Genomic DNA, 20597 nt, shown 5'->3' on the forward strand with positions numbered 1-20597 from the left:
ACGCCCCGGCATGCCGCGTTTCACGGAGCGAGCCGGGCGTGGCCCGGTGCCCTTCGCCGCTCTCCTCCACGACGTGACGGACCGCGTCGATCGTCCACCGGTGACGCCGGCCCTCCGGCCGCCCGCCCCGCCCCGCCCCGCCCCGTCCGCCCGGCCGGCCGGCCGGCCGGCCGGCGGGGCAGGCGCCTGCCGCGGCGCCTTCACCGCTGCCCGCTGTCCGCTGTCCGCTGTCCGCTGTCCGCTGTCCGCTGTCCGCTGGACCGACGGCGCTACCCGCACCGGCATCCCCGACCCACCCGGCCCCGTACTTGACCCTGACGTGGCGTGAGGGTGGAGGCTGACCGGGACGTCAGGAGGAGCCGACCCCGAGAAGCACTCCGCCTGCGGGTGGAAAGCCCCTAGGGGTACCTCCGTATGACGGCTCGGGGAGGGGTCGTACTGGCGGAGGACGAGACGGGGCGGGGTCAGTCCTTAACCTGGCTTTACGCCGTTGGGGGGCGGCGGACACACCACCGGGGGTGGGGTTTTCCCCAGAAGGAAGACTGCGCCGGGCACCAGGGCGCTCGGCCTTCCCCGCCGCCAGACTGAAACACGTCGAACGAACACGCACCAAGCGGCCGCCGGGCACGACAGCGGTCGCGCGGGCACCGCTTTCCCACCTGCTGACCGACATAGGAGACTTACCGTGACAACGGCTGTGACCATTCCCAAGCACGGAGGAACTGGTGGGCGTACGGCCGTTGCCGCACGGGCGCGGCAGGTCGTGAAGGCGTACGGGGCCGGGGAGACCCGCGTTGTCGCCCTGGACCACGTCGACGTGGACATCGCCCGCGGTCGGTTCACCGCGATCATGGGCCCGTCGGGGTCCGGCAAGTCCACGCTGATGCACTGCCTGGCCGGGCTCGACACCGTCACCAGCGGGCAGATCTACCTGGACGAGACCGAGATCACCGGGCTGAAGGACAAGAAGCTCACGCTGCTGCGCCGGGACCGGATCGGTTTCATCTTCCAGGCGTTCAACCTGCTGCCGACGCTGAACGCGATCGAGAACATCACGCTTCCCATGGACATCGCCGGCCGCAAGCCGGACCAGCCGTGGCTGGACCGGGTGGTGGAGACCGTCGGACTGTCCGACCGGCTGAAGCACCGGCCCACCCAGCTGTCCGGCGGTCAGCAGCAGCGCGTCGCCGTGGCGCGGGCCCTGGCGGCCCGACCGGAGATCATCTTCGGTGACGAGCCGACCGGAAACCTCGACTCGCGCGCGGGCGCCGAGGTCCTCGGCTTCCTGCGCAGCTCGGTCGACGACCTGGGCCAGACCATCGTGATGGTCACGCACGACCCGGTCGCCGCCTCCTACGCGGACCGGGTGCTGTACCTCGCCGACGGCCGCATCGTCGACGAGATGCACAAGCCGACGGCCGAGCAGGTCCTGGACCGCATGAAGGACTTCGACGCGCGGGGGCGTACGTCATGACCGTCCTGAAGACCTCCCTGCGCAACTTCCTCGCGCACAAGGGGCGGATGGCGCTGTCCGCGGTGGCGGTGCTGCTGTCGGTGGCGTTCGTGTCCGGGACGCTCGTGTTCACGGACACGATGTCCACGACGTTCGACAAGCTGTTCGCGGCCACGGCGTCGGACGTCACGGTCAGCGCCAAGGACGCCAACGACGGCGGCGAGACCACCTCGGAAACCGGCAAGCCGCCGGTCATTCCGGCCTCCGTGCTCGCCGATGTGCGGAAGGTGGACGGGGTGAAGTCGGCCGAGGGGGCGTTGCACTCCACCTCGCTGACCGTCGTCGACGGCGACAAGAAGAGCCTCTCGCCCACCAGCGGTGGCCCGACCATCGTCGGCAACTGGACCGCCAACGACGCCCGCACCATGAAGATCACCTCCGGTGCGGCGCCCGAGGGCCCCGGCCGGATCCTGGTCGACTCCGACACCGCCGACAAGCACGGTCTGAAGCTCGGTGACGAGATCAGCGTGATCAGCGTGGTCGGCACGCACACCGCGAAGATCTCCGGCATCGCCGACTTCACCGTCACCAACCCCGGTGCCGCGATCTTCTTCCTGGACACGAAGACCGCCCAGCAGGCCCTGATCGGTGAGAGCGACGTCTTCACCAACGTCAACGCCACGGCCGCCGACGGCGTCAGCGACGAGCAGCTGAAGAAGAACGTCGTGGCCGCTCTGGGCGGCGACTACAAGGTGCTGACCGCGAAGGAGAGCACGGAGGCCGGCCAGAAGGACATCGAGGGCTTCATGAGCGTCATGAAGTACGCGATGCTCGGCTTCGCCGGGATCGCGTTCCTCGTCGGCATCTTCCTGATCATCAACACGTTCTCCATGCTGGTCGCCCAGCGCACCCGGGAGATCGGCCTGATGCGGGCCATCGGCTCCTCCCGCAAGCAGGTCAACCGCTCGGTGCTGATCGAGGCGCTGCTCCTCGGCGTCGTCGGTTCGGTGCTCGGGGTGGCCGCGGGTGTCGGGCTCGCGGTCGGGCTGATGAAGCTCATGGGCTCGATCGGCATGGAGCTGTCCACCGACGACCTCACCGTCGCCTGGACGACCCCGGCGATCGGACTGCTCCTCGGTGTCGTCGTCACCGTCCTCGCCGCCTACCTGCCCGCCCGGCGGGCCGGGAAGATCTCCCCGATGGCCGCACTGCGCGACGCGGGTGCTCCCGCGGACGCCAGGGCCGGCTGGATCCGGGGCGGTGTGGGCGGGCTGCTGACCGCGGTCGGCGCGTTCGCCCTGTACCTCACCTCGGCGGCGGACAAGGCCACCGAGGGCTCGATGTGGCTGGGCCTGGGTGTGGTGCTGTCGCTGGTCGGGTTCGTGCTCATCGGCCCGCTGCTCGCGAGCGGTGTGGTCCGGGTCCTGGGCGTCGTCGTGCTGCGGGTCTTCGGTCCCGTGGGGCGGATGGCCGAGCGCAACGCGCTGCGCAACCCGCGCCGCACCGGCGCCACCGGCGCCGCGCTGATGATCGGGCTGGCCCTGGTGGCGTGCCTGTCGGTGGTCGGCTCGTCCATGGTGGCCTCCGCCACCGACGAGCTCGACAAGACGGTGGGCACGGACTTCATCATCCAGTCCGACAGCGGCCAACTCCTCGCCCCGCAGGCGGTGAAGGCGGTGCAGGGCACCCCGGAGCTGGAGCGCGTCACCGAGTACAAGTGGACCGAGGCGGACTTCACCACGCCCGACGGCAGGACGCTGAAGGACACGGCGATCACGGCGGCCGACCCGACGTACGCCACCGACCTGCGGGTCGAGACGGTGGAGGGCAAGCTCTCCGACGCCTACCGGCCCGACTCGATGTCCGTCCACGAGAAGTTCGCCGAGGACCACGGCATCAGCCTCGGCTCGACGATCGACGTCGCGTTCAAGGACGGGTCGACCGGCAAGCTGACCGTCCGGGCGATCACCAGCAGCGACGCCGTGATCGACGCGGGCGCGATGTACACGTCGATCGACACCCTCGCGACGTACGTCCCGGCCGGCCGGATGCCGCTGGACACGCTGCTCTTCGCCACGGCGAAGGAGGGCCGGCAGGACGCCGCGTACACGGCGCTGAAGGACTCGCTGCACGACTACCCGCAGTACACCGTGCGCGACCAGACCGACTACAAGGAAGCGATCAAGGACCAGATCGGCCAGCTGCTGAACATGATCTACGGCCTGCTGGCCCTGGCGATCGTCGTCGCGATCCTGGGCGTGGTGAACACCCTGGCCCTGTCGGTGGTCGAGCGGACGAGGGAGATCGGCCTGATGCGGGCCATCGGCCTCTCGCGCCGCCAGCTGCGCCGCATGATCCGTCTGGAGTCGGTCGTCATCGCCCTCTTCGGTGCCCTGCTGGGCCTGGGGCTGGGCATGGGCTGGGGCGTCACCGCCCAGCAGCTCCTCGTGCTGGAGGGCCTGAAGGTCCTCGAGATCCCGTGGCCGACGATCATCGGTGTGTTCATCGGCTCGGCGTTCGTGGGGCTGTTCGCGGCACTGGTCCCGGCGTTCCGGGCGGGCCGGATGAACGTCCTGAACGCGATCGCCACGGAATAGCCGCGACTCCGGGTGGCCGGCGGTGACTTCGCCCGGCCACCCGGCCGAGCGGCCGCGACCGGCCACCGCACACGGGGGGTGCGGGGGAACGCCCGGTGCCGGGAAGCCCAGGAGGGCTACCGGCTCCGGGCGGCTTCATGCGTGCGGGCGGCTTCGTGCGTGCGGGCGGCTTCGTGCGTGCGGGCGGCTTCGTGCGTGCGGGCGGCTTCGTGCGTGCGGGTGCCGAGGGCGGCCGGAGCCCGCGGGGCGGCGTCCGGCCCGGTCTCGCCGTCGGTCCCGCCGACCGGGCCGCAGGCCGGACCTCTTCATGGCGCCGGCCGGGCCGGACCGTTCGCCGTGCACGCCTCACGCGCGGTGGCCGTCCCGTCCGTACCGGCGGGAAAGCAGGTGGGGTTGAACGTCTCCCGGACGAAGATCAGCGGCCCGCCCGCGTCGTACATCACGTACGTCTTGGACGCGCAGGTCCTGTCCGGTGCCTCGGGCCAGGCGGCGTGGCCGACATGGAGCAGGCGCCGCTCCAGTCGGCAGCCCCGGTCGGCCAGCGCGTACCCCAGGGGCCGCGGGGCCAGCATCGCCGCGTCCACGTCCGCGTCGCGGCCGGCCGCGGCGACCACGACGTTGGCGGAGACGGCCGCACCGGCGGGGGTGACCAGCCGGGTCCGGCGCAGCAGGCACGGTTGGCCCGCCTCAAGACCCAGTGCGGTCCGGGAGCCGGAGTCGTCGAGGGCGTGCGCGGACAGCCGGGCGGTGTGGGTGATCCGGACGTGCAGGGGAGCCCTTGCCGCCGCTTCGAGGAGGACGGTCGTCAGGCCATCGCTCGCCAGGAGCATGCGCGTGCGGGAAGAGGTGAACTCGGTGATGCGCCGGTCGAGTCCGGGCGCGGGGCCGGGGGGTGGAGCGTAAGGAGGGACTGTGGTCATCTGATGAGCGGCTTGCTTTCGCTGAATGCGGGAGGACTCGGCACGGAGCGCGGGGGCGGAGCACAGGAGCGCGGTGCAGAGGTGCGGTGCAGAGGTGCGGTGCGGGGGCGGGGCGGGCCTACCAGGTGTCCGCGTGCGGTCTGTGTCCCCACGCCGTCAGCATCGCGATGAACATCTCCCGGGTCTCGGGCCGGCGCACGTGGGCGACGGCCTCGTCCAGCGTGGCCTGGGAGATCCCGTCGGCCAGCAGGTGGCTCTCGGACTGCTCGAGCGTGTGCGCGACGAAGGTGGCGAACCCCGGGTTCATCCCGATGATCGGATGGTGCGCGAGCAGACCGACCTTGGCCAGTCCCAGGTCCGTGAGGATCTGCGGATACCGGGAGGCGAAGTGGAGGTCGCTGCCGATCACGTTCGCCATCATGCGGAAGTGCCCCGTCATCACCTCACGGTAGGCGGGATGGTGGTACTGCTCGGGGTGCAGTGCGACACCGTCGGTGAGCACCAGCAGCCCTCCCGGCCGCACCCAGGACAGCATGCGGGGCAGCAGTTCCTCCCGCTGCCGCAGGTGCATCATCAACAGCCTGGCGTGGACGAGGTCGAACTCGCCCGGAGGGAAGTCGGTGTGGTTGATGTCCGCGTGGACGACATCGAGGTGCATCCGCTTCCGTGCCAGGAACGTGATGTCGCGGTCGACCGCGGTGACCGGCCCGTGGACGGTCCGGCTCAGCCAGGAGCTGACGGTACCGGTTCCCGCTCCGACGTCGAGGCAGCGCCAGCCGGGTCCGACACCGAGATCGTGCAGGGTGTGGAAGGAGACCGGGTCCAGGGCCCGGGTGAGTCCGTCCAGACGTGTCTGTTCGTTGTTGCGTGCCGAGGAGAACAGCACGTCGCCGTAACTTTCTGTAGTCACGGTGGTATCAACGATCTACCGGGTGTAGCGACACGGGTGGCGCGAGGAGGGCCACCCGTCGCCCGCTACCCGTCGTGCTCCGCCGCCCGCCGTCCGTTGCTGCTCGCCGCCCCCCATCGTCCGCCGTCCGCCGCCGCCCGTCGTCCGCCGCTGCCCGCCGCCCGCTGCCGTCGCCCCTCGTCGTTCGCCGTGCTCCGTCCGCCGGGGCGCGCCGGCCGGGTACGGGGCGTCGTACGCTGGAGCCCCCCGGCCCGCGACGCGTGTCGGGCCCGTCGTGTTGCACACCTCCGGATGGAAGCGCCCCGAATGAGCCTGCACGGTCTGTTGGACGCCGTCGTCAAGGACACCGCCCTCGCGGAAGCGATCTCGGCGGCCGCCGACGGCAACCGCATGCACGTCGATCTGGTCGGTCCCTCCGCCGCCCGCCCGTTCGCGGTCGCCGCCCTCGCCCGGGAGACCGGCCGTACGGTGCTGGCGGTGACGGCGACCGGCCGGGAGGCGGAGGATCTGGCGGCGGCCCTGCGCTCCATGCTCCCGCCGGAGGAGGTCGTGGAGTACCCGTCCTGGGAGACGCTGCCGCACGAGCGGCTCAGCCCTCGCAGCGACACTGTGGGACGCCGCCTGGCCGTGCTGCGCCGGCTGGCGCACCCCCGCGCGGACGACCCGGAGACGGGCCCGGTGTCGGTCGTCGTCGCGCCCGTGCGTTCCGTGCTCCAGCCGCAGGTCAAGGGCCTGGGCGAGCTGGAGCCGGTCGCGCTGCGGACCGGGTGGAGCGCCGACCTGAACGAGACCGTCGAGGCGCTCGCCGCCGCCGCGTACACGCGCGTGGAGCTGGTCGAGAAGCGCGGCGAGTTCGCCGTGCGCGGCGGCATCCTCGACGTGTTCCCGCCCACCGAGGAACACCCCCTTCGGGTGGAGTTCTGGGGCGACGACGTCGAGGAGATCCGCTACTTCAAGGTCGCCGACCAGCGGTCCCTGGAGGTCGCCGAGCACGGACTGTGGGCCCCGCCCTGCCGGGAGCTGCTGCTCACCGAGGACGTGCGGGAGCGCGCGCGGGTGCTGGCCGAGCAGCACCCGGAACTGGGCGATCTGCTCGGCAGGATCGCCGAGGGGATCGCGGTCGAGGGCATGGAGTCCCTCGCGCCGGTCCTGGTCGACGACATGGAGCTGCTGCTCGACGTCCTGCCCGAGGGCAGCATGGGCGTGGTGTGCGACCCGGAGCGGGTGCGGACCCGTGCGGCGGACCTGGTCGCGACCTCGCAGGAGTTCCTGCAGGCGTCCTGGGCGGCCACCGCCCAGGGAGGCGATGCGCCCATCGACGTCGGCGCGGCCTCCCTGCGGTCCCTCGCGGACGTCCGTGAGCGGGCCCGCGAGCTGGGGATGATGTGGTGGTCGGTGTCGCCGTTCGCCGCCGACGAGACGTTCGCGTCCGACGGCGACGGGGTGGGGGCCTCGGACACCCTCAAGCTCGGCATGCACGCCCCGGAGAGCTACCGGGGCGACACCGCGCGGGCGCTCGCCGACACCAAGGGCTGGCTCGCCGACGGCTGGCGCACGGTGTTCGTCACCGAGGGTCACGGCCCGGCCGCCCGTACCGTGGAGGTGCTCGGTGGCGAGGGCGTCCCGGCCCGCCTGGCCGGGGCCGGGGGAAAGGCGGGGACGGGTGACCTCGGCGAGATCGCCCCATCCCTCGTGCACGTCGCCTGCGGCTCCATCGACCACGGCTTCGTGGACCCCGTGCTCCGGCTCGCGGTGCTCACCGAGACCGATCTGTCCGGCCAGAAGGCGTCCGGCCGCGAGGGCGCCCGGATGCCGGCCCGGCGCCGCAAGACCATCGACCCGCTCACCCTGGAGCCGGGCGACTACATCGTCCACGAGCAGCACGGCGTCGGCCGCTACATCGAGATGGTGCAGCGCACCGTGCAGGGCGCGACCCGCGAGTACCTGGTGGTGGAGTACGCCCCCGCCAAGCGCGGCCAGCCCGGCGACCGCCTCTACATCCCCACCGACCAGCTCGAGCAGATCACCAAGTACGTCGGCGGTGAGGCGCCCACCCTGCACCGGCTCGGCGGCGCTGACTGGACCAAGACGAAGGCCCGCGCCAAGAAGGCCGTCAAGGAGATCGCCGCCGACCTGATCAAGCTGTACAGCGCGCGCATGGCGGCCCCCGGGCACGCCTTCGGCGGCGACACGCCCTGGCAGCGCGAGCTGGAGGACGCCTTCCCGTACGCGGAGACGCCCGACCAGCTCACCACCATCGCCGAGGTCAAGGAGGACATGGAGAAGACGGTCCCCATGGACCGGCTGATCTGCGGCGACGTCGGCTACGGCAAGACGGAGATCGCGGTGCGGGCCGCGTTCAAAGCCGTCCAGGACGGCAAGCAGGTCGCCGTCCTCGTCCCCACGACGCTGCTGGTGCAGCAGCACTTCGGGACGTTCGGCGAGCGGTACGCGCAGTTCCCGGTGAAGGTGCGGGCACTGTCCCGGTTCCAGACCGACACGGAGGCCAAGGTGGTCCTGGAGGGCCTGAGGGACGGCGCGGTGGACGTCGTCATCGGCACCCACCGGCTGTTCTCCTCGGAGACCAAGTTCAAGGACCTGGGCCTGGTCATCGTCGACGAGGAGCAGCGGTTCGGTGTGGAGCACAAGGAGCAGCTGAAGAAGCTGCGCGCCAACGTCGACGTGCTGACCATGTCCGCCACCCCGATCCCGCGCACCCTGGAGATGGCGGTCACCGGCATCCGCGAGATGTCGACGATCACCACGCCGCCGGAGGAGCGCCACCCGGTGCTCACCTTCGTCGGCCCCTACGAGGAGAAGCAGATCGGCGCGGCGGTCCGCCGTGAACTGCTGCGCGAGGGACAGGTCTTCTACATCCACAACCGGGTCGAGTCGATCGACCGCGCGGCGGCCCGGCTGCGCGAGATCGTGCCCGAGGCGCGCATCGCGACCGCCCACGGGCAGATGTCGGAGTCGGCGCTGGAGCAGGTCGTCGTCGACTTCTGGGAGAAGAAGTTCGACGTGCTGGTGTCGACGACGATCGTCGAGTCCGGCATCGACATCTCCAACGCCAACACCCTGATCGTGGAGCGCGGCGACAACTTCGGCCTCAGCCAGTTGCACCAGCTGCGCGGCCGGGTCGGCCGCGGCAGGGAGCGCGGTTACGCGTACTTCCTGTACCCGCCGGAGAAGCCGCTGACGGAGACCGCGCACGAACGGCTCGCGACCATCGCCCAGCACACCGAGATGGGCGCGGGCATGTACGTGGCGATGAAGGACCTGGAGATCCGCGGCGCCGGAAACCTGCTCGGCGGCGAGCAGTCGGGCCACATCGCGGGCGTCGGCTTCGACCTGTACGTCCGGATGGTCGGCGAGGCCGTCGCGGACTACCGGCGCCAGTTGGAGACCGGTGAGCTCCAGGAGGAGCCGCCGATCGAGGTCAGGATCGAGCTGCCCGTCGACGCGCACGTCCCGCACGACTACGCGCCCGGCGAGCGGCTGCGTCTGCAGGCGTACCGGGCGATCGCCGCAGCCGACAAGGAAGAGGACGTCAAGGCGGTGCGCGAGGAACTCGTCGACCGCTACGGCAAGTTGCCGGAACCGGTGGAGAACCTGCTGCTGGTGGCGGGGCTGCGGATGCTCGCCCGCGCGTGCGGCGTCGGCGAGATCGTCCTGCAGGGCAGCAACATCCGGTTCGCGCCGGTGGAGTTGCGCGAGTCCCAGGAGCTGCGCCTCAAGCGGCTCTATCCCGGCACGGTCATCAAGCCGGCCGCGCACCAGGTGCTGGTGCCCCGCCCGAAGACCGCGAAGGTGGGCGGGAAGCCGCTGGTCGGCCGGGAGTTGCTGGCGTGGGTCGGGGAGTTCCTGACGTCGATCCTGGGGTCGTGAGCCGGCAGGCCCCGCCGTGCCCGGGGCTGCCCGGACGTGCGAAACCGCCCACGGGGAGGGGGATCCGTAGGCGGTTCCCGGTCAGGAGTCACATCGGTTCGTGACCACGTACGTTCCGGACGGTCCTGTCGTGCGGGCTCCCCGGCTCCCTTGCGGGGCCGGGCCGCGCACGACGGATCATCCGGGTTTCCCGGTGTGTTTCCGGTCCGACGGCTGGGAGAGGACCCGGGGCTACGCCTGACCGGGGCGGTCCTGGTCCCGGCCCTGGTCCCGGTTCATGCCGAGCCGTTCCTCGGCCTGCCGCTGCCCGGCGTCGATCTGGTCCTCGTACTTGCCGCCGGTCCTCTCGTTGATCTTCTTCTCCGCGGCGTCGGAGGCCTTCTTCGCCTTGTCCTGTGCCGCGCGGCTGCTCTTGAACTTGTCGAAGATGCCCATCCAGAGCTCCTTCCCGGGTGACTCAGCACCGACCCTACGCGGAACGCGCGTCGAATGCCCCTTTTGTGACGATGTGGTCTGGACCTCTCACTGGCTACGGTGGAGACAGTGAGATCCCGGCCGTTCGGGGACGGGTGCAAGGTGCGAAAAAGGGGGGGCGCCGTGAGGCGGTACTCGACGACGTTCTCGGCGGGCGTGAGGCGGGGCGGAGCGGAACGTGCGGGGGTGGCCGGCGGGCGGGTGCGCCAGGGCGGCGGACCCGGGGCCCTGCGCCGCGGCGCCGGCCCCGCGGCCCCGGTGCTGGCCGCCGTGCTGCTTCTCGCGGGCTGCGAGGCCCTGGAGGAAGGGGGTTCCCCCACCGCGAGCAACGGTGCCGCAGAGGCCGTGGACGGCCGGGTCGCCAGCCCCCTGGACAACCCGGACGGCACCGAACCGGGCCTCGCCCCGCTGACCGGGGAGACGGACCGGGCCGCCGGACGCGAGCTCATCGAGACGGTGAAGACCAAGGGGCGCGGACCGAGGACCGGCTACGACCGCGACGAGTTCGGCTACGCCTGGAAGGACACGGCCGACGGCGTGCCGCTCGCGAGAAACGGGTGTGACACCCGGAACGACCTCCTCCAGCGCGATGGGCAGAAGCTGCGGTTCCGGTCCGGTTCCAACTGTGTGGTCGTGGCCATGACTTTGGCCGACCCGTACACCGGCAAGACCATCGAGTGGCGCAAGGAGAAGGCGGCCGAGGTCCAGATAGACCACGTGGTACCGCTCTCGTACGGCTGGCAGATGGGCGCCTCCCGCTGGTCCGTCGACAAACGGGAGCAGTTGGCGAACGACCCCCTCAACCTCATCCCGGTCGACGGCGGCGCCAACTCCTCCAAGAGCGACTCCGGGCCCGCCGCCTGGCTGCCGCCCAGCAAGCAGATCCGGTGCGCGTACGCGGTCCGCTTCGCCCAGGTCGCCGTCAAGTACGGGATGCCGGTGACCACCGCCGACAAGGAGATGATGCTGCGGCAGTGCGGCGGCTGAGCGTCGCCTCGTCCGGCCGCGGGGCGACATGCCGTGCTCCGTCCGTTTCGTGGAACCCCGTACGCCCCGTGTCCGGTCCTCGCGCGGAGGGTGCGGGGGAGGACGAAACGGTCATGACGGCAACGGTTCGGTACACACCGGGACCGGTTGTCCCTGTCGGCCTATACGCTCGGACTCCCCACCGCGTTCTGCCCCGTGCAGACTCGCGCGCCCGCACCACGCGTTATGTGCGCGCACCACTTGTCCCATCGGCTACACCGGTCCAGGAGCAGTCATGTACGGCCACGGCGCGGCGCCGCCCCACCGCAGCACGGCAACGGTCATCTCCCTGCGCGTGCTGATCGCCGCTGCCGGCTTCCTGTCGTGCGGACTACTGGCCTGCGTGCCGCTGTTCCGGGTCGCGGTCCTGCGCGGGCGCTTTTTCGACTGGCTGCTGGCGTGGGTGAGCCTGCCGCTGTCCCTCTTCTGCCTGATAGTGGTGGGTTCGCTGCCGACCGAGGACCTCCGGACCGATGTCGCCTTCCTCTGCGTCCTGTTCCTGGGTGCCGGCGCCGCCGTGTACTACCTGACCGTGGACATCCGCCACCACGACCGGCTGCGCGAGTACGGGGCGCACGGCCTGCCGTCGCCCCACGCGCACGGCGGCACCCCCGCCCCGTACGGCTACCCGCAGCCCACGTCGCCGTACGGGCAGACGCCGGTGCCGCAGGCCCAGCCGCAGATGCCCCACGTGCAGATGCCCCACGTGCAGATGCCTCCGGCGCCCGCGCCGCACCCCGCGCCCGGAGTGCGGGGTGACACGCCGTCCACCCCCATACCCCCGGCGCAGCCACCGCAGCCACCGCAGCCACCGCAGAGCCCCGGGCCCGCCCGTATCGACCAGGTGCGCGCCGAACTCGACGAACTCAGCGACTATCTGCGCAGAAGCGACGGCGGCCAGGGCGGCGGCGACCGCGGGGGCCAGGGCTACGGCACCGACGAAGGTGGCAGGTGAGCGTGACGGCGAAGCGTGTCATCGCCGGCCGCTACGAACTGTCCACGCTCATCGGACAGGGCGGCATGGGGCAGGTCTGGACGGCCTACGACAAGCGCCTGGACCGACGGGTCGCGGTGAAACTCCTGCGCCCGGACAAGGTGGCCGGCCAGGAGGCCGACGAACTGCGCCGCCGCTTCGTGCGCGAGTGCCGGGTGACGGCCCAGGTCGATCATCCGGGCCTGGTCACCGTGCACGACGCGGGCAGCGAGGACGGCGACCTGTTCCTCGTCATGCAGTACGTCGACGGTGCCGACCTCGGCGACCACCTTGCCGAGCACGCCCCCTACCCGTGGCAGTGGGCGGTGGCCGTGGCCGCGCAGCTGTGTGCCGCGCTGAGCGCGGTGCACGCCGTGCCGATCGTCCACCGCGACCTCAAGCCGCGCAATGTGATGGTGAAGCAGGACGGCACGGTCACCGTGCTCGACCTGGGCGTCGCCTCCGTGATGGACAGCGACACCACGCGCCTGACGCACACCGGTTCGCCCATCGGCTCACCCGCCTACATGGCCCCCGAGCAGGCGATGGGCGGCGCCGTCGGCCCGTACACGGACCTGTACGCGCTCGGTGTGCTGCTGCACGAACTGCTCAGCGGCGACGTGCCCTTCGCCGGCTCGACGGCACTCGGCGTGCTGCACCGGCACCTCTACGAGGCACCGGTGCCGGTGCGCCAGGTCCGCCAAGAGGTCCCCGAGGCGCTGGAGGCACTGGTGCTGCGCCTGCTCGCCAAGGACCCGCAGCACCGTCCCGCCTCCGCCCAGGAGGTCTACGAGCACCTGACACTGCTGCTGCCGTCGCGGGGCACGCCCACCGGGGCGTCCCTCGACCCCACACGCCCCTTCCTGCGCCCGCACGCCCCCTGGCCGGACCGCGCGCGCACTCCCGCGCCCCAGCCCGCCCCCGCCACCCCGCCCGCGCCCGTCGCGCAGAAGGCCGACGTCGCCGCCGCCGTGGACGAGGTCAAGCGGCTGCTCGGGGAGGGCCGCATCACCCAGGCCGTGGACATCCTCGGCGGCATCCTGCCCGCCGCCGCCGAACAGCACGGCGAGCACTCCCCGGTCGTCCGTACCCTGCGCAAGCAGTACGCGGCCACCCTCCTGGACGACGGCCAGTACCGGCGCGCACTGCCCGAACTGCGCCGCCTCGCCGACGAACGCGCCGCGGAGGCGGGCCAGGCCGACCCGCAGTCCCTGCGCCACCGCTACGAGGTCGCCCAGTGCCTGGAGCAGCTCGGCCAGCCGACGGCGGCGCTCTCCGAGTACCGGGCGCTGCTGCCGTACTACGAGAACCAGTACGTGGCCGCGGGCGACCCGCAGCTCGCCCATGACGTCCGCCGCCGCATCGGCCACCTCCTGCTCGCCCTCGGCGACCGCCCCGCGGCCCACGACACCCTGGCCCGGCTGCTGCACGACGTGGAACGCTCCCAGGGGCCCGGCCACCCGCTCGCCGGCGAGATCCGCCGGACCCTGCAGTGGCTGGGGCAGGTGCGCGGATGACCGCATCGTCGGTCGACATTCGAAACTGGCCGGACACCGGCCCGATCACCTACGAACAACGATCGATTACGCTGGCCACTGCCGCATAGCAAACGGTGTCCACGATCCGGGGTCAAGCCCCGACCACACCCCCAGCCGAACGACCGGCCGATGGCCACGGCGTACCGCCGAAGGGGTGTGTGTCCACACTTTCTCTGCGTCTTCAAGGCGACCCGCTGGCGCGTGGCGCGCGTGGCACGGCCGCCCACCCGGCCCGCTCCAGGCTCCGCCACCGCGGGCCGGCCGGCGACCAGGCCGCGCAGAGACAGCCCAGCGGACGACCAGAAGCAAGCGAAGAAGGGACGCGCCCGCCCGGCGAGCGCCACGCCTACGGTGAGGCGACGGCGGGGAGTTGGCCGGGGTGCAGGCCCGGTGGTGGTGACGGTCGGCTCCGTGGGCTTTACCCACCTCCCCGGGGCGGGGCCCGCGCGGGGCAAGGCCAGGGGGCCACTCGTGCACATTGCGGGCAGGGTGCGGAGGCCTTCGAGCAGTTCCAGGCGGTCGGCTGCTGCATCGGCAGCGTTCCGTGAAGCTACTCTGCTGACCCCGCCAAGAGCTCCGGAGCGCGCCCCGGGCTCATTGCCAGAAGCACTCGTCGATCACGATCTGGGGGTCGGTGGCGCGGGGTGTGAAGTGGTAGCGCAGCCACCCGCGGCCATGGTCGAAGTAGAGGACGTGCTCACCACCGGGGCGGGTGGACTGGACGGGCTCCACGCTCATTCCGGCCGGCAGATCGCGGTCGCTGTCGATGCCACGGAAGTATGGATCCTTCGCGGTGACGAGCTCGGCACGGGCGGCGTCGACCAGCGCGCAGGCATGAGCGGGAAGAGTGTTTCTGTTGCCCTCTGCTTCTTTCGTCCAGTCTGCTTGCCAGGGTGGCCCCATGAATTCGCCGGTCATTGGCCGGGTTCCGCCCTCGCGGCCGAGCGGCGGATGTGGCCGGCTTCCTCGATGAGAGCCTTGGCGCGGACGTATTCGGGCTCCTGGGCGGCCTCGTCCTCCAGGCGGTGAACCTTGGCTTCGAGCCGGGGGTCACGGGCGAGGGCGTACTCGCTCCACCAACGGGCCATGAAGGCGGGGACGGGGGCGAGGTCGTAGGCGTCGGCGATGTCCCGCCGCCAGTGGCGGTCGAAGTCGACGAGCAGCTGCGGTGCGTGCTGGGCGATGGCGGCGCGGAGTGCCTTCGGGGTTCTCTCGGGCATGGGAGGGACGGGTGTCCCCTCCCCGAGAGGCGCGGTGGTCATGGCCGGCGGGTTCCTTTCCGAAGCAGTGCAGCAGTCAGGCGGTGGCGGGAAGCGAGGGGGACGCGTGGCCGTCGGTTTCGACGTACCGCTCCGCTTCCCCGCTCCGGCTCTTGCGCACGGCATTGCGGATCTTGGCGACGCGGTCGCGCTTGACACCGAGCAACCGCGCGACGTGTTCCACGCGACCGTACGGGATGGGGTTGCCCGGAGTCCTGGTCGTAGCGGCGCAGACCAGTTCGGCGAGCCTTTCCCGCTCCTTCTGTATTTCCTCTTCTGCCCGGCGGATGACCTCCCGCTGGCGTGCGATGGCGATCAGAGCCGGACTTTTCAGGTCCTCTTGGTACCGGGTGTCCTCCGCATTCACACACCCAGCATGCCACGCAGCCCTGCGTGCAACAATCAATTCTGCCGGTATGCACTCAGCTGCACCGTGGCGCTCCCGGCTCCTGTCCGGTCGTGCTGGACTGATCAGTCGTGGGATCCGGCGAGTTTGGTCCCCGTCGAGCGGTCCTCGCCCTTGAGGGCTTGGACGAAGCCGCTGAAGGCGTCGGCCGGGAAGGTGAGGATGGCTCTGGACGGAGCCTTTGAGTCGCGGATGGCTATGTGGGTGGGGGAGTTTGCGATCTCGACGCACTCGTTGCCGTCGCCCGGGCCCGAGTAGGACGACTTCCGCCAGGTGTCCATGGGGTTCCTCACAACTCCTTCGCCAGCCTGTGGACGAATTCACGCGACTGTTCGGGTTCGAGTGACGCGGCCTCCACCTTACGGAAACTCGTTCGGTAGGTGTTGAGCTGAGCCTCGGAGTCGATGAAGGCCGAGCCGTGCAGCGCGTCGCGGACCACGGTGTCAAGCTTGGGCAGGGGGCCGCCCACGTACGTCATCGTGCCTGAGGCGCTGGCGAAGTCGTCCAGGTCGAAGGGGATGACGCGCACGGTGATGTGGTCCGCTTCGGAGAGTTCGAGGAGCCGGGTGAGCTGGGCCCTTGAGGTGGCACGGTCGCTGACTCTGATCCGGAGAGCCGCCTCATGGATCACCGCTTCGTACGGGATGGTGAACTCCTGGCGCGCCCTTCGGTGCTGGATGCGCAACTCGATTTCCTCAGCGGTCAGTTCCGGCAGCCTGGATGAGAAGACGGCACGCGCGTAGTCCTCCGTCTGCAGCAGGCCTGGCACGTACAGAACCGCCACGTGACGCAGGAACCGGGCGTGGTGCTCCAACTCGGACAAGTCCAGGAAAGACGTGGGGAGGAGGCCCCGGTATTCCTCCCACCAGCCGCGCGTCCGATCGGTGGCCATCGCCGCCAGGGCGTCGATGAACTCCTTGTCGGTGCAGGCGTAGTGGGAGGCGAGGCGGCGGATTCGCTGCTCGCTCACGCCCGCGAGTGCGGACTCGATATGGGTGATCTGGGCGGGGCTCACACCGAGCAGTCCGGCTGCCTGGCGGGAGTTGAGGCCCGCGGTCTCACGGAGTCTGCGCAGTTCAGTTGCCAGCCGCACCTGGCGTGCCGTTGGTTCGCGCCTCTTCACCATTGTCCGGCTCCCTGACGTGCTTGTGGACGCGACTCGTTCGGCGTCAGATTACGCGACCGGCTTGCCGCGTCCCTAGATTTAGATCTACCGTCGGTGAGGTGACGCACACGCTGCGTATTCCGGGGCTCCGGAAGTGCACCGCTCCGTCCTGCCATGACGGCTGCGGCGATGCCACCGCCCGCACACCGCTGTAAAGCCCAACCCCTGACCCGGCGACAGGAGCTGACCCATGTCCGAAACCGGCACCACAGCCGACCCCTGGGAGTACTGCCTCTATATCCCCAACGATCCCCGCGCCGTCACGATCAGCCGCCGGACCCTCCGCCTGATCCTCACCATGCACGGTCTGATCCGTCTCGTCGATACCGCCGAACTGCTCGCCGCCGAGCTGGTCTCCAATGCCGTGCGGCACACCAAGGGACCCGCCGCGCTGCGGGTGCGGTGGGCGGCGGGGGTGTTGCGGATCGGAGCGTGGGACGCGGACCCCGCGCCGCCGGAGCCGCCGGTGCCGTTGGGGCGGGTCATGGACCTGGAGGAGGGGCGCGGGCTGGCGTTGATCAAGGCCTACGCCGATCTGTGGGGGTGGCAGCCGCTGGCGAGGGAGGGCGACCGGGGCAAGGTCGTCTGGTGTGAGCTGGCTGCCGCCTGACCGAAGGGTTCGCCCTGGGGCCCGGGGGTGGGCTCCCCGTCCGCGGTCAGCGGCAGCGCCGCCGCGAACCGTGGCCTGTCTCACCGGTGTTGGACCGGGGCGTGGCCCTCGGACCCAGCCGTGTCCTTGTGTAGCCTGACCTGCGGGCTTCCCGGTGGCAGCACTGTCACAGGCCTCGCTTAGGATCCGCCACATGTCGTTCGCCTTCTCCGCGTCCTCCCTGCCGCCGCCCGACTTCGAGATCGCCTCCGCTTTTCCCGAGGCCGTCCGGCTGCGGCAGGTCGCCGCTGCGGGGGACTGGGCCTCGGCGCGTCAGTACGTCGACTCCCTGCCGCAGGGCGCTGACCGGGCCTTCGCGGTGAGCGTGCTGGCCGAGGTGCCAGGCGTCGAACAGCCGCTGCGGGAGCTGGTCGCCGCGGCTCCGGACGACGTGTTCGCCCTGACCGTGCTCGGCGCCCATGAGATCAGGGCCGGCTGGGAGATCCGCACCGAGGCGCGCGCCGAGGACGTCAGCCGCGAGCAGTTCGCCGCCTTCCACGCGCGCCTGCGGGAAGCCGAGAAACTGCTCATCCGGGCCACCGCCCTCGACCCGTCCCACGACGCGGCCTGGGCCGAGCGGCTCAACACCGCCCGCGGACTGAATCTCGGGCAGAACGAGGCCCGGCGCCGGTACGACCGGCTGGCCGCTCATCATCCGCACCACTTCACCGGCCAGGCCCGCCTGCTCCAGCAGCTCCTTCCCAAATGGGGCGGAAGCCGGCAGGCCGCCCACGGCTTCGCCCAGGAGTGCCTGCGGGGTGCTCCGGACGGGGCCCTGAACGGCGGCCTGGTCGCGGAGATGCACGTGGAGCACTGGCTGGACCTGCCGACCGACCGGGAACGCACCGAGTACCTGCGGCAGCCCCGGCTCCACGCCGAACTCGTGGAGGCCGCCGAGCACTCCGTGTTCCACCCGCACTTCCGGCCCACCTACGGGTGGGTCACCGTCCAGGGGTGCTTCGCCGCCCTCTTCTCGCTGATCGGGGACCGCGCACGGGCCGCCGCGCACTTCCGCGCGCTGGGCAACCTGGCCTCGGAGTACCCGTGGAGCTACCTGGGCGAGCCGGCCGACGCCTACGTCAAGTACCGCGACGCCGCCTTCGCCCAGGGCTGACGGCCCACGACCCCGAGCGCGGCGGACCCCCTCCCCCCCCCGAACCCGCCTGAATCCCATGAACCTGACGAACGCGCCGAACAGAGGCCGAAGATGAACCCGCAGGCCGCCGTCCGCCTCACCGAGACCGACGGCATACCCACTCTCTTCGCGCAGGCTTCCGGGCCGATGCGCGCCGGGCTCGTCTTCCGCGTCGGCGTCGCCGACGAGACGCTGTCCAGGGGCGGCGTCACCCACCTGGTGGAGCACCTGGCCCTGCACCGCCAGGGCCTGGCCGACTACCACTTCAACGGTGCCACCAAGGCCGCCTTCACCCACTTCCACGTGGAGGGCGCCGAACACGAGGTGGCCGCCTTTCTGCAGGGCGTCTGCGACTCCCTCGCCGCCCTGCCCATGGAGCGCTTGGAGACCGAGAAGGAGATCCTGCGCACCGAGGAGTCACGGCGCGAGGCTCCCCAACTGCCGCTGTGGCGCTACGGCGCCCAGGGATACGGTCTGGTCAGCTACCCGGAGTGGGGTGCGCGGAACCTGGGTCCGCAGGACGTGGAAGCCTGGATACGGAACTGGTTCACGCAGGGCAACGCCGTGCTGTGGGTCGCCGGTGAGCGCCTGCCGGCCGGACTCACGCTCAAGCTGCCCGCCGGTCCGCGCCGTCCCCTGCCCGCCGTCACCTCCGCCCTTCCCGCCGCCCCCGCCTACTTCTCCGACGGCACGGGCGGCGTGCTGCTGGACGCCGTCGTCGCCGACAGCGCCGCCGCCCGGCTGTACGCGGGTGTTCTCGAGCGGGAGCTGTCCCGTGCTCTGCGCCAGGAGGGCGGCTTCTCGTACACGGCGGCAGCCGACTACACCGCGCGCCGTGACGGTTTCGCCGTGGTGACGGCCTTCGCGGACGCCCTGCCGGCCAAGCAGGACGCGGTGCTCGGCGGCTTCGTCGACGTCCTCGCCGCGCTCCGGGTGGGCCGGATCGGCCAGGGCGACCTGGACGCGGTCCGCACCCGGGCCGACAGCGCGCTGACCGCGCCCGACGCGGCCGCACTGCGGCTGCCCGGGGCGGCGGAGGACCTGCTCGCCGGACGGCCCTCGCGCACCCTGGACGAACTGCGCGCCGAGTTGCGGGCGGTGACGCCCGAGCATCTGCACAGGGTGGCCGTGGAGGCGGAGGGAACGGCTCTGATGCAGGTGCCCAGTGGGCACAGAGCGGACTGGGCCGGTTACACGGCGGCCCCGACGAGCTCGCCGTACGCCGTGACCGGGCGGCGGTTCGCCTCGAAGAACCGTGACGGTTCGGCGCTGACGGTGGGAGCGGAGGGGGTCAGTGTGACGGCGGGCGCGCAGGACGGCACGGAATGCGCGGTGACCGTGCCCTACCGCGCCTGCGCGGCCATGCTGAGCTGGCCGGACGGCGGCCGTCGGCTCATCGGCACCGACGGTCTGGTCGTCGACGTGGAACCCGGTCTGTACGGCGTCGACGCGCACACCGTGGCCACCGTGGACGCCGCCGTGCCGCCGACCGCGGTGGTGCGGCTGCCGCCCCGGGAGCGGACGCCCGCCCCTGAACCGGCTCCCGGCGGGAGCGGCGCGACCCGCGCCGGTTCGTCGGAGCGGGCCACGGCCACCCGGCGGACCGGTCTCCAGACGGCGGCCCTGGTCGTCTCCGCGCTGTTCGGCGTTCTGTTCGGCTTCCTGGCCCTCTCGGTCACGGCCTTCGGGGCCGATGACCCGGATATCAGTACCGGTGAGTGGATCGCCATCGCGGGCTTCCTGTGGGGACTCACCGGCCTGGTGACCTGGCCGGCCGTCCGCATCCTGCGCCGCACCCGGCGGGTGTGACCGGTATCGGGGTCTGCCGCTATCGGTCGTACGGGTATCCGTACGGCTGTCCCTGAGCAGGTGTCGTCGGTGCCCCGTACGCCGACCGCAGCACCCCCTGCGTCGGCCGCCGCCCGTCGAAGACGGCGAACAGCAGCATCGTCGTCGCCGTCAGCAGGCACAGCAAGGCGACGGCGCCCAGGATCGGGTCTCCGTCGCCGCGGGACGTGAGGGAGGACCATGACAGCGTCACGCACTCGTAGAGGACGAACGCGGCGAACGCCCCCCAGTCCGAGCCCCGACCGCGGCGGATCGCCACGTACAGGAACGGAACCCACGCCAGCAGACCCAGCGAGCGGCGGTGTCAATTCGTTGAAGCAACACCTTCGGTCAGGGCTCGCTGGAAGGCTTCCTGT

18 protein-coding genes are annotated in these 20597 nt (G+C 71.3%); 9 read left to right on the forward strand and 9 right to left on the reverse strand.

Annotation, left to right across the window (positions count from 1 at the left end; genetic code table 11):
* The first annotated feature begins 685 nt into the window (after window positions 1–685).
* Window positions 686–1474 (forward strand): ABC transporter ATP-binding protein, encoded by a 789-nt coding sequence (locus tag ACFP2V_RS07875; RefSeq protein WP_381207461.1) that lies wholly within the window; start codon window positions 686–688, stop codon window positions 1472–1474.
* The gene (locus ACFP2V_RS07880; protein WP_381207464.1) at window positions 1471–4050 is read left to right on the forward strand and encodes an ABC transporter permease; all 2580 of its coding nucleotides are present in this window, start codon (window positions 1471–1473) and stop codon (window positions 4048–4050) included. Before ACFP2V_RS07875 ends, ACFP2V_RS07880 begins: the two co-directional genes overlap by 4 nt.
* Window positions 4051–4355: 305 nt before the next feature.
* Here the strand turns inward: ACFP2V_RS07880 and ACFP2V_RS07885 are convergent, their stop codons facing one another.
* Together ACFP2V_RS07885 and ACFP2V_RS07890 are read right to left on the reverse strand one after the other, a co-directional pair.
* Window positions 4356–4970 carry a hypothetical protein gene (locus ACFP2V_RS07885; RefSeq protein WP_381207467.1) on the reverse strand — a complete coding sequence of 205 codons (615 nt, stop codon included), beginning with the start codon at window positions 4968–4970 and terminating at the stop codon, window positions 4356–4358.
* Between the two features lie 118 nt (window positions 4971–5088).
* Window positions 5089–5880 (reverse strand): class I SAM-dependent methyltransferase, encoded by a 792-nt coding sequence (locus ACFP2V_RS07890; RefSeq protein ID WP_381207470.1) that lies wholly within the window; start codon window positions 5878–5880, stop codon window positions 5089–5091.
* Between the two features lie 306 nt (window positions 5881–6186).
* Here ACFP2V_RS07890 and mfd point away from each other — a divergent pair, with 306 nt between their 5' ends.
* Window positions 6187–9768, forward strand: a complete 3582-nt coding sequence (mfd, locus tag ACFP2V_RS07895; RefSeq protein WP_381207473.1) for a transcription-repair coupling factor — start codon at window positions 6187–6189, stop codon at window positions 9766–9768.
* A 231-nt stretch (window positions 9769–9999) separates the two neighbouring features.
* Here mfd and ACFP2V_RS07900 read toward each other — a convergent pair whose 3' ends face one another.
* Window positions 10000–10203 (reverse strand): antitoxin, encoded by a 204-nt coding sequence (locus ACFP2V_RS07900; RefSeq protein WP_381207476.1) that lies wholly within the window; start codon window positions 10201–10203, stop codon window positions 10000–10002.
* Between the two features lie 267 nt (window positions 10204–10470).
* Between ACFP2V_RS07900 and ACFP2V_RS07905 the strand changes: the two genes are divergently transcribed.
* The 3 genes from ACFP2V_RS07905 to ACFP2V_RS07915 all read left to right on the forward strand — a co-directional run bounded on the left by ACFP2V_RS07905 (window position 10471) and on the right by ACFP2V_RS07915 (window position 13758).
* Window positions 10471–11229, forward strand: a complete 759-nt coding sequence (locus ACFP2V_RS07905) for an HNH endonuclease family protein (RefSeq protein WP_381207575.1) — start codon at window positions 10471–10473, stop codon at window positions 11227–11229.
* 274 nt (window positions 11230–11503) lie between these two features.
* A complete protein-coding gene (locus ACFP2V_RS07910) occupies window positions 11504–12223 on the forward strand; it encodes a hypothetical protein (protein ID WP_381207479.1) in 720 nt (239 codons plus the stop codon).
* 38 nt (window positions 12224–12261) lie between these two features.
* Window positions 12262–13758, forward strand: a complete 1497-nt coding sequence (locus tag ACFP2V_RS07915; RefSeq protein ID WP_381207578.1) for a protein kinase domain-containing protein — start codon at window positions 12262–12264, stop codon at window positions 13756–13758.
* Window positions 13759–14373: 615 nt separating this feature from the next.
* On the opposite strand, the gene ACFP2V_RS07920 is transcribed toward ACFP2V_RS07915, so the two are convergent.
* The 5 genes from ACFP2V_RS07920 to ACFP2V_RS07940 form a co-directional block, all read right to left on the reverse strand.
* A complete protein-coding gene (locus ACFP2V_RS07920; RefSeq protein ID WP_381207482.1) occupies window positions 14374–14697 on the reverse strand; it encodes a hypothetical protein in 324 nt (107 codons plus the stop codon).
* A complete protein-coding gene (locus ACFP2V_RS07925) occupies window positions 14694–15041 on the reverse strand; it encodes a DUF6247 family protein (RefSeq protein WP_381207485.1) in 348 nt (115 codons plus the stop codon). Before ACFP2V_RS07925 ends, ACFP2V_RS07920 begins: the two co-directional genes overlap by 4 nt.
* A 34-nt stretch (window positions 15042–15075) precedes the next feature.
* The gene (locus ACFP2V_RS07930) at window positions 15076–15405 is read right to left on the reverse strand and encodes a hypothetical protein (protein WP_381207488.1); all 330 of its coding nucleotides are present in this window, start codon (window positions 15403–15405) and stop codon (window positions 15076–15078) included.
* Window positions 15406–15509: 104 nt separating this feature from the next.
* Window positions 15510–15725: a DUF397 domain-containing protein gene (locus ACFP2V_RS07935; RefSeq protein WP_381207491.1), complete on the reverse strand. Its 216-nt coding sequence runs from the start codon at window positions 15723–15725 to the stop codon at window positions 15510–15512.
* 8 nt (window positions 15726–15733) lie between these two features.
* Window positions 15734–16570 carry a helix-turn-helix domain-containing protein gene (locus ACFP2V_RS07940; protein WP_381207494.1) on the reverse strand — a complete coding sequence of 279 codons (837 nt, stop codon included), beginning with the start codon at window positions 16568–16570 and terminating at the stop codon, window positions 15734–15736.
* A 229-nt stretch (window positions 16571–16799) separates the two neighbouring features.
* Between ACFP2V_RS07940 and ACFP2V_RS07945 the strand changes: the two genes are divergently transcribed.
* From ACFP2V_RS07945 to ACFP2V_RS07955, 3 genes are all read left to right on the forward strand, one after another.
* Window positions 16800–17219, forward strand: a complete 420-nt coding sequence (locus tag ACFP2V_RS07945; protein ID WP_381207497.1) for an ATP-binding protein — start codon at window positions 16800–16802, stop codon at window positions 17217–17219.
* 193 nt (window positions 17220–17412) lie between these two features.
* Window positions 17413–18372 carry a tetratricopeptide repeat protein gene (locus ACFP2V_RS07950; protein ID WP_381207500.1) on the forward strand — a complete coding sequence of 320 codons (960 nt, stop codon included), beginning with the start codon at window positions 17413–17415 and terminating at the stop codon, window positions 18370–18372.
* 93 nt (window positions 18373–18465) lie between these two features.
* Window positions 18466–20202 carry a peptidase M16 family protein gene (locus tag ACFP2V_RS07955; protein ID WP_381207503.1) on the forward strand — a complete coding sequence of 579 codons (1737 nt, stop codon included), beginning with the start codon at window positions 18466–18468 and terminating at the stop codon, window positions 20200–20202.
* Between the two features lie 19 nt (window positions 20203–20221).
* Here the strand turns inward: ACFP2V_RS07955 and ACFP2V_RS07960 are convergent, their stop codons facing one another.
* Complete coding sequence (locus ACFP2V_RS07960) at window positions 20222–20500, reverse strand: hypothetical protein (RefSeq protein WP_381207506.1); 279 nt, start codon at window positions 20498–20500, stop codon at window positions 20222–20224.
* Between the last annotated feature and the right edge of the window lie 97 nt (window positions 20501–20597).

Source organism: Streptomyces incanus, from assembly GCF_042656345.1.
GTDB lineage: Bacteria > Actinomycetota > Actinomycetes > Streptomycetales > Streptomycetaceae > Streptomyces > Streptomyces incanus.

Coding starts and splice junctions, on each gene's coding strand:
- mfd (WP_381207473.1), top strand. CDS start 6,187: ATGAGCCTGCACGGTCTGTTGGACGCCGTCGTCAAGGACACCGCCCTC.
- ACFP2V_RS07910 (WP_381207479.1), top strand. CDS start 11,504: ATGTACGGCCACGGCGCGGCGCCGCCCCACCGCAGCACGGCAACGGTC.
- ACFP2V_RS07920 (WP_381207482.1), bottom strand. CDS start 14,697: ATGACCGGCGAATTCATGGGGCCACCCTGGCAAGCAGACTGGACGAAA.
- ACFP2V_RS07900 (WP_381207476.1), bottom strand. CDS start 10,203: ATGGGCATCTTCGACAAGTTCAAGAGCAGCCGCGCGGCACAGGACAAG.
- ACFP2V_RS07955 (WP_381207503.1), top strand. CDS start 18,466: ATGAACCCGCAGGCCGCCGTCCGCCTCACCGAGACCGACGGCATACCC.
- ACFP2V_RS07880 (WP_381207464.1), top strand. CDS start 1,471: ATGACCGTCCTGAAGACCTCCCTGCGCAACTTCCTCGCGCACAAGGGG.
- ACFP2V_RS07885 (WP_381207467.1), bottom strand. CDS start 4,970: ATGACCACAGTCCCTCCTTACGCTCCACCCCCCGGCCCCGCGCCCGGA.
- ACFP2V_RS07950 (WP_381207500.1), top strand. CDS start 17,413: ATGTCGTTCGCCTTCTCCGCGTCCTCCCTGCCGCCGCCCGACTTCGAG.
- ACFP2V_RS07940 (WP_381207494.1), bottom strand. CDS start 16,570: ATGGTGAAGAGGCGCGAACCAACGGCACGCCAGGTGCGGCTGGCAACT.
- ACFP2V_RS07935 (WP_381207491.1), bottom strand. CDS start 15,725: ATGGACACCTGGCGGAAGTCGTCCTACTCGGGCCCGGGCGACGGCAAC.
- ACFP2V_RS07945 (WP_381207497.1), top strand. CDS start 16,800: ATGTCCGAAACCGGCACCACAGCCGACCCCTGGGAGTACTGCCTCTAT.
- ACFP2V_RS07925 (WP_381207485.1), bottom strand. CDS start 15,041: ATGACCACCGCGCCTCTCGGGGAGGGGACACCCGTCCCTCCCATGCCC.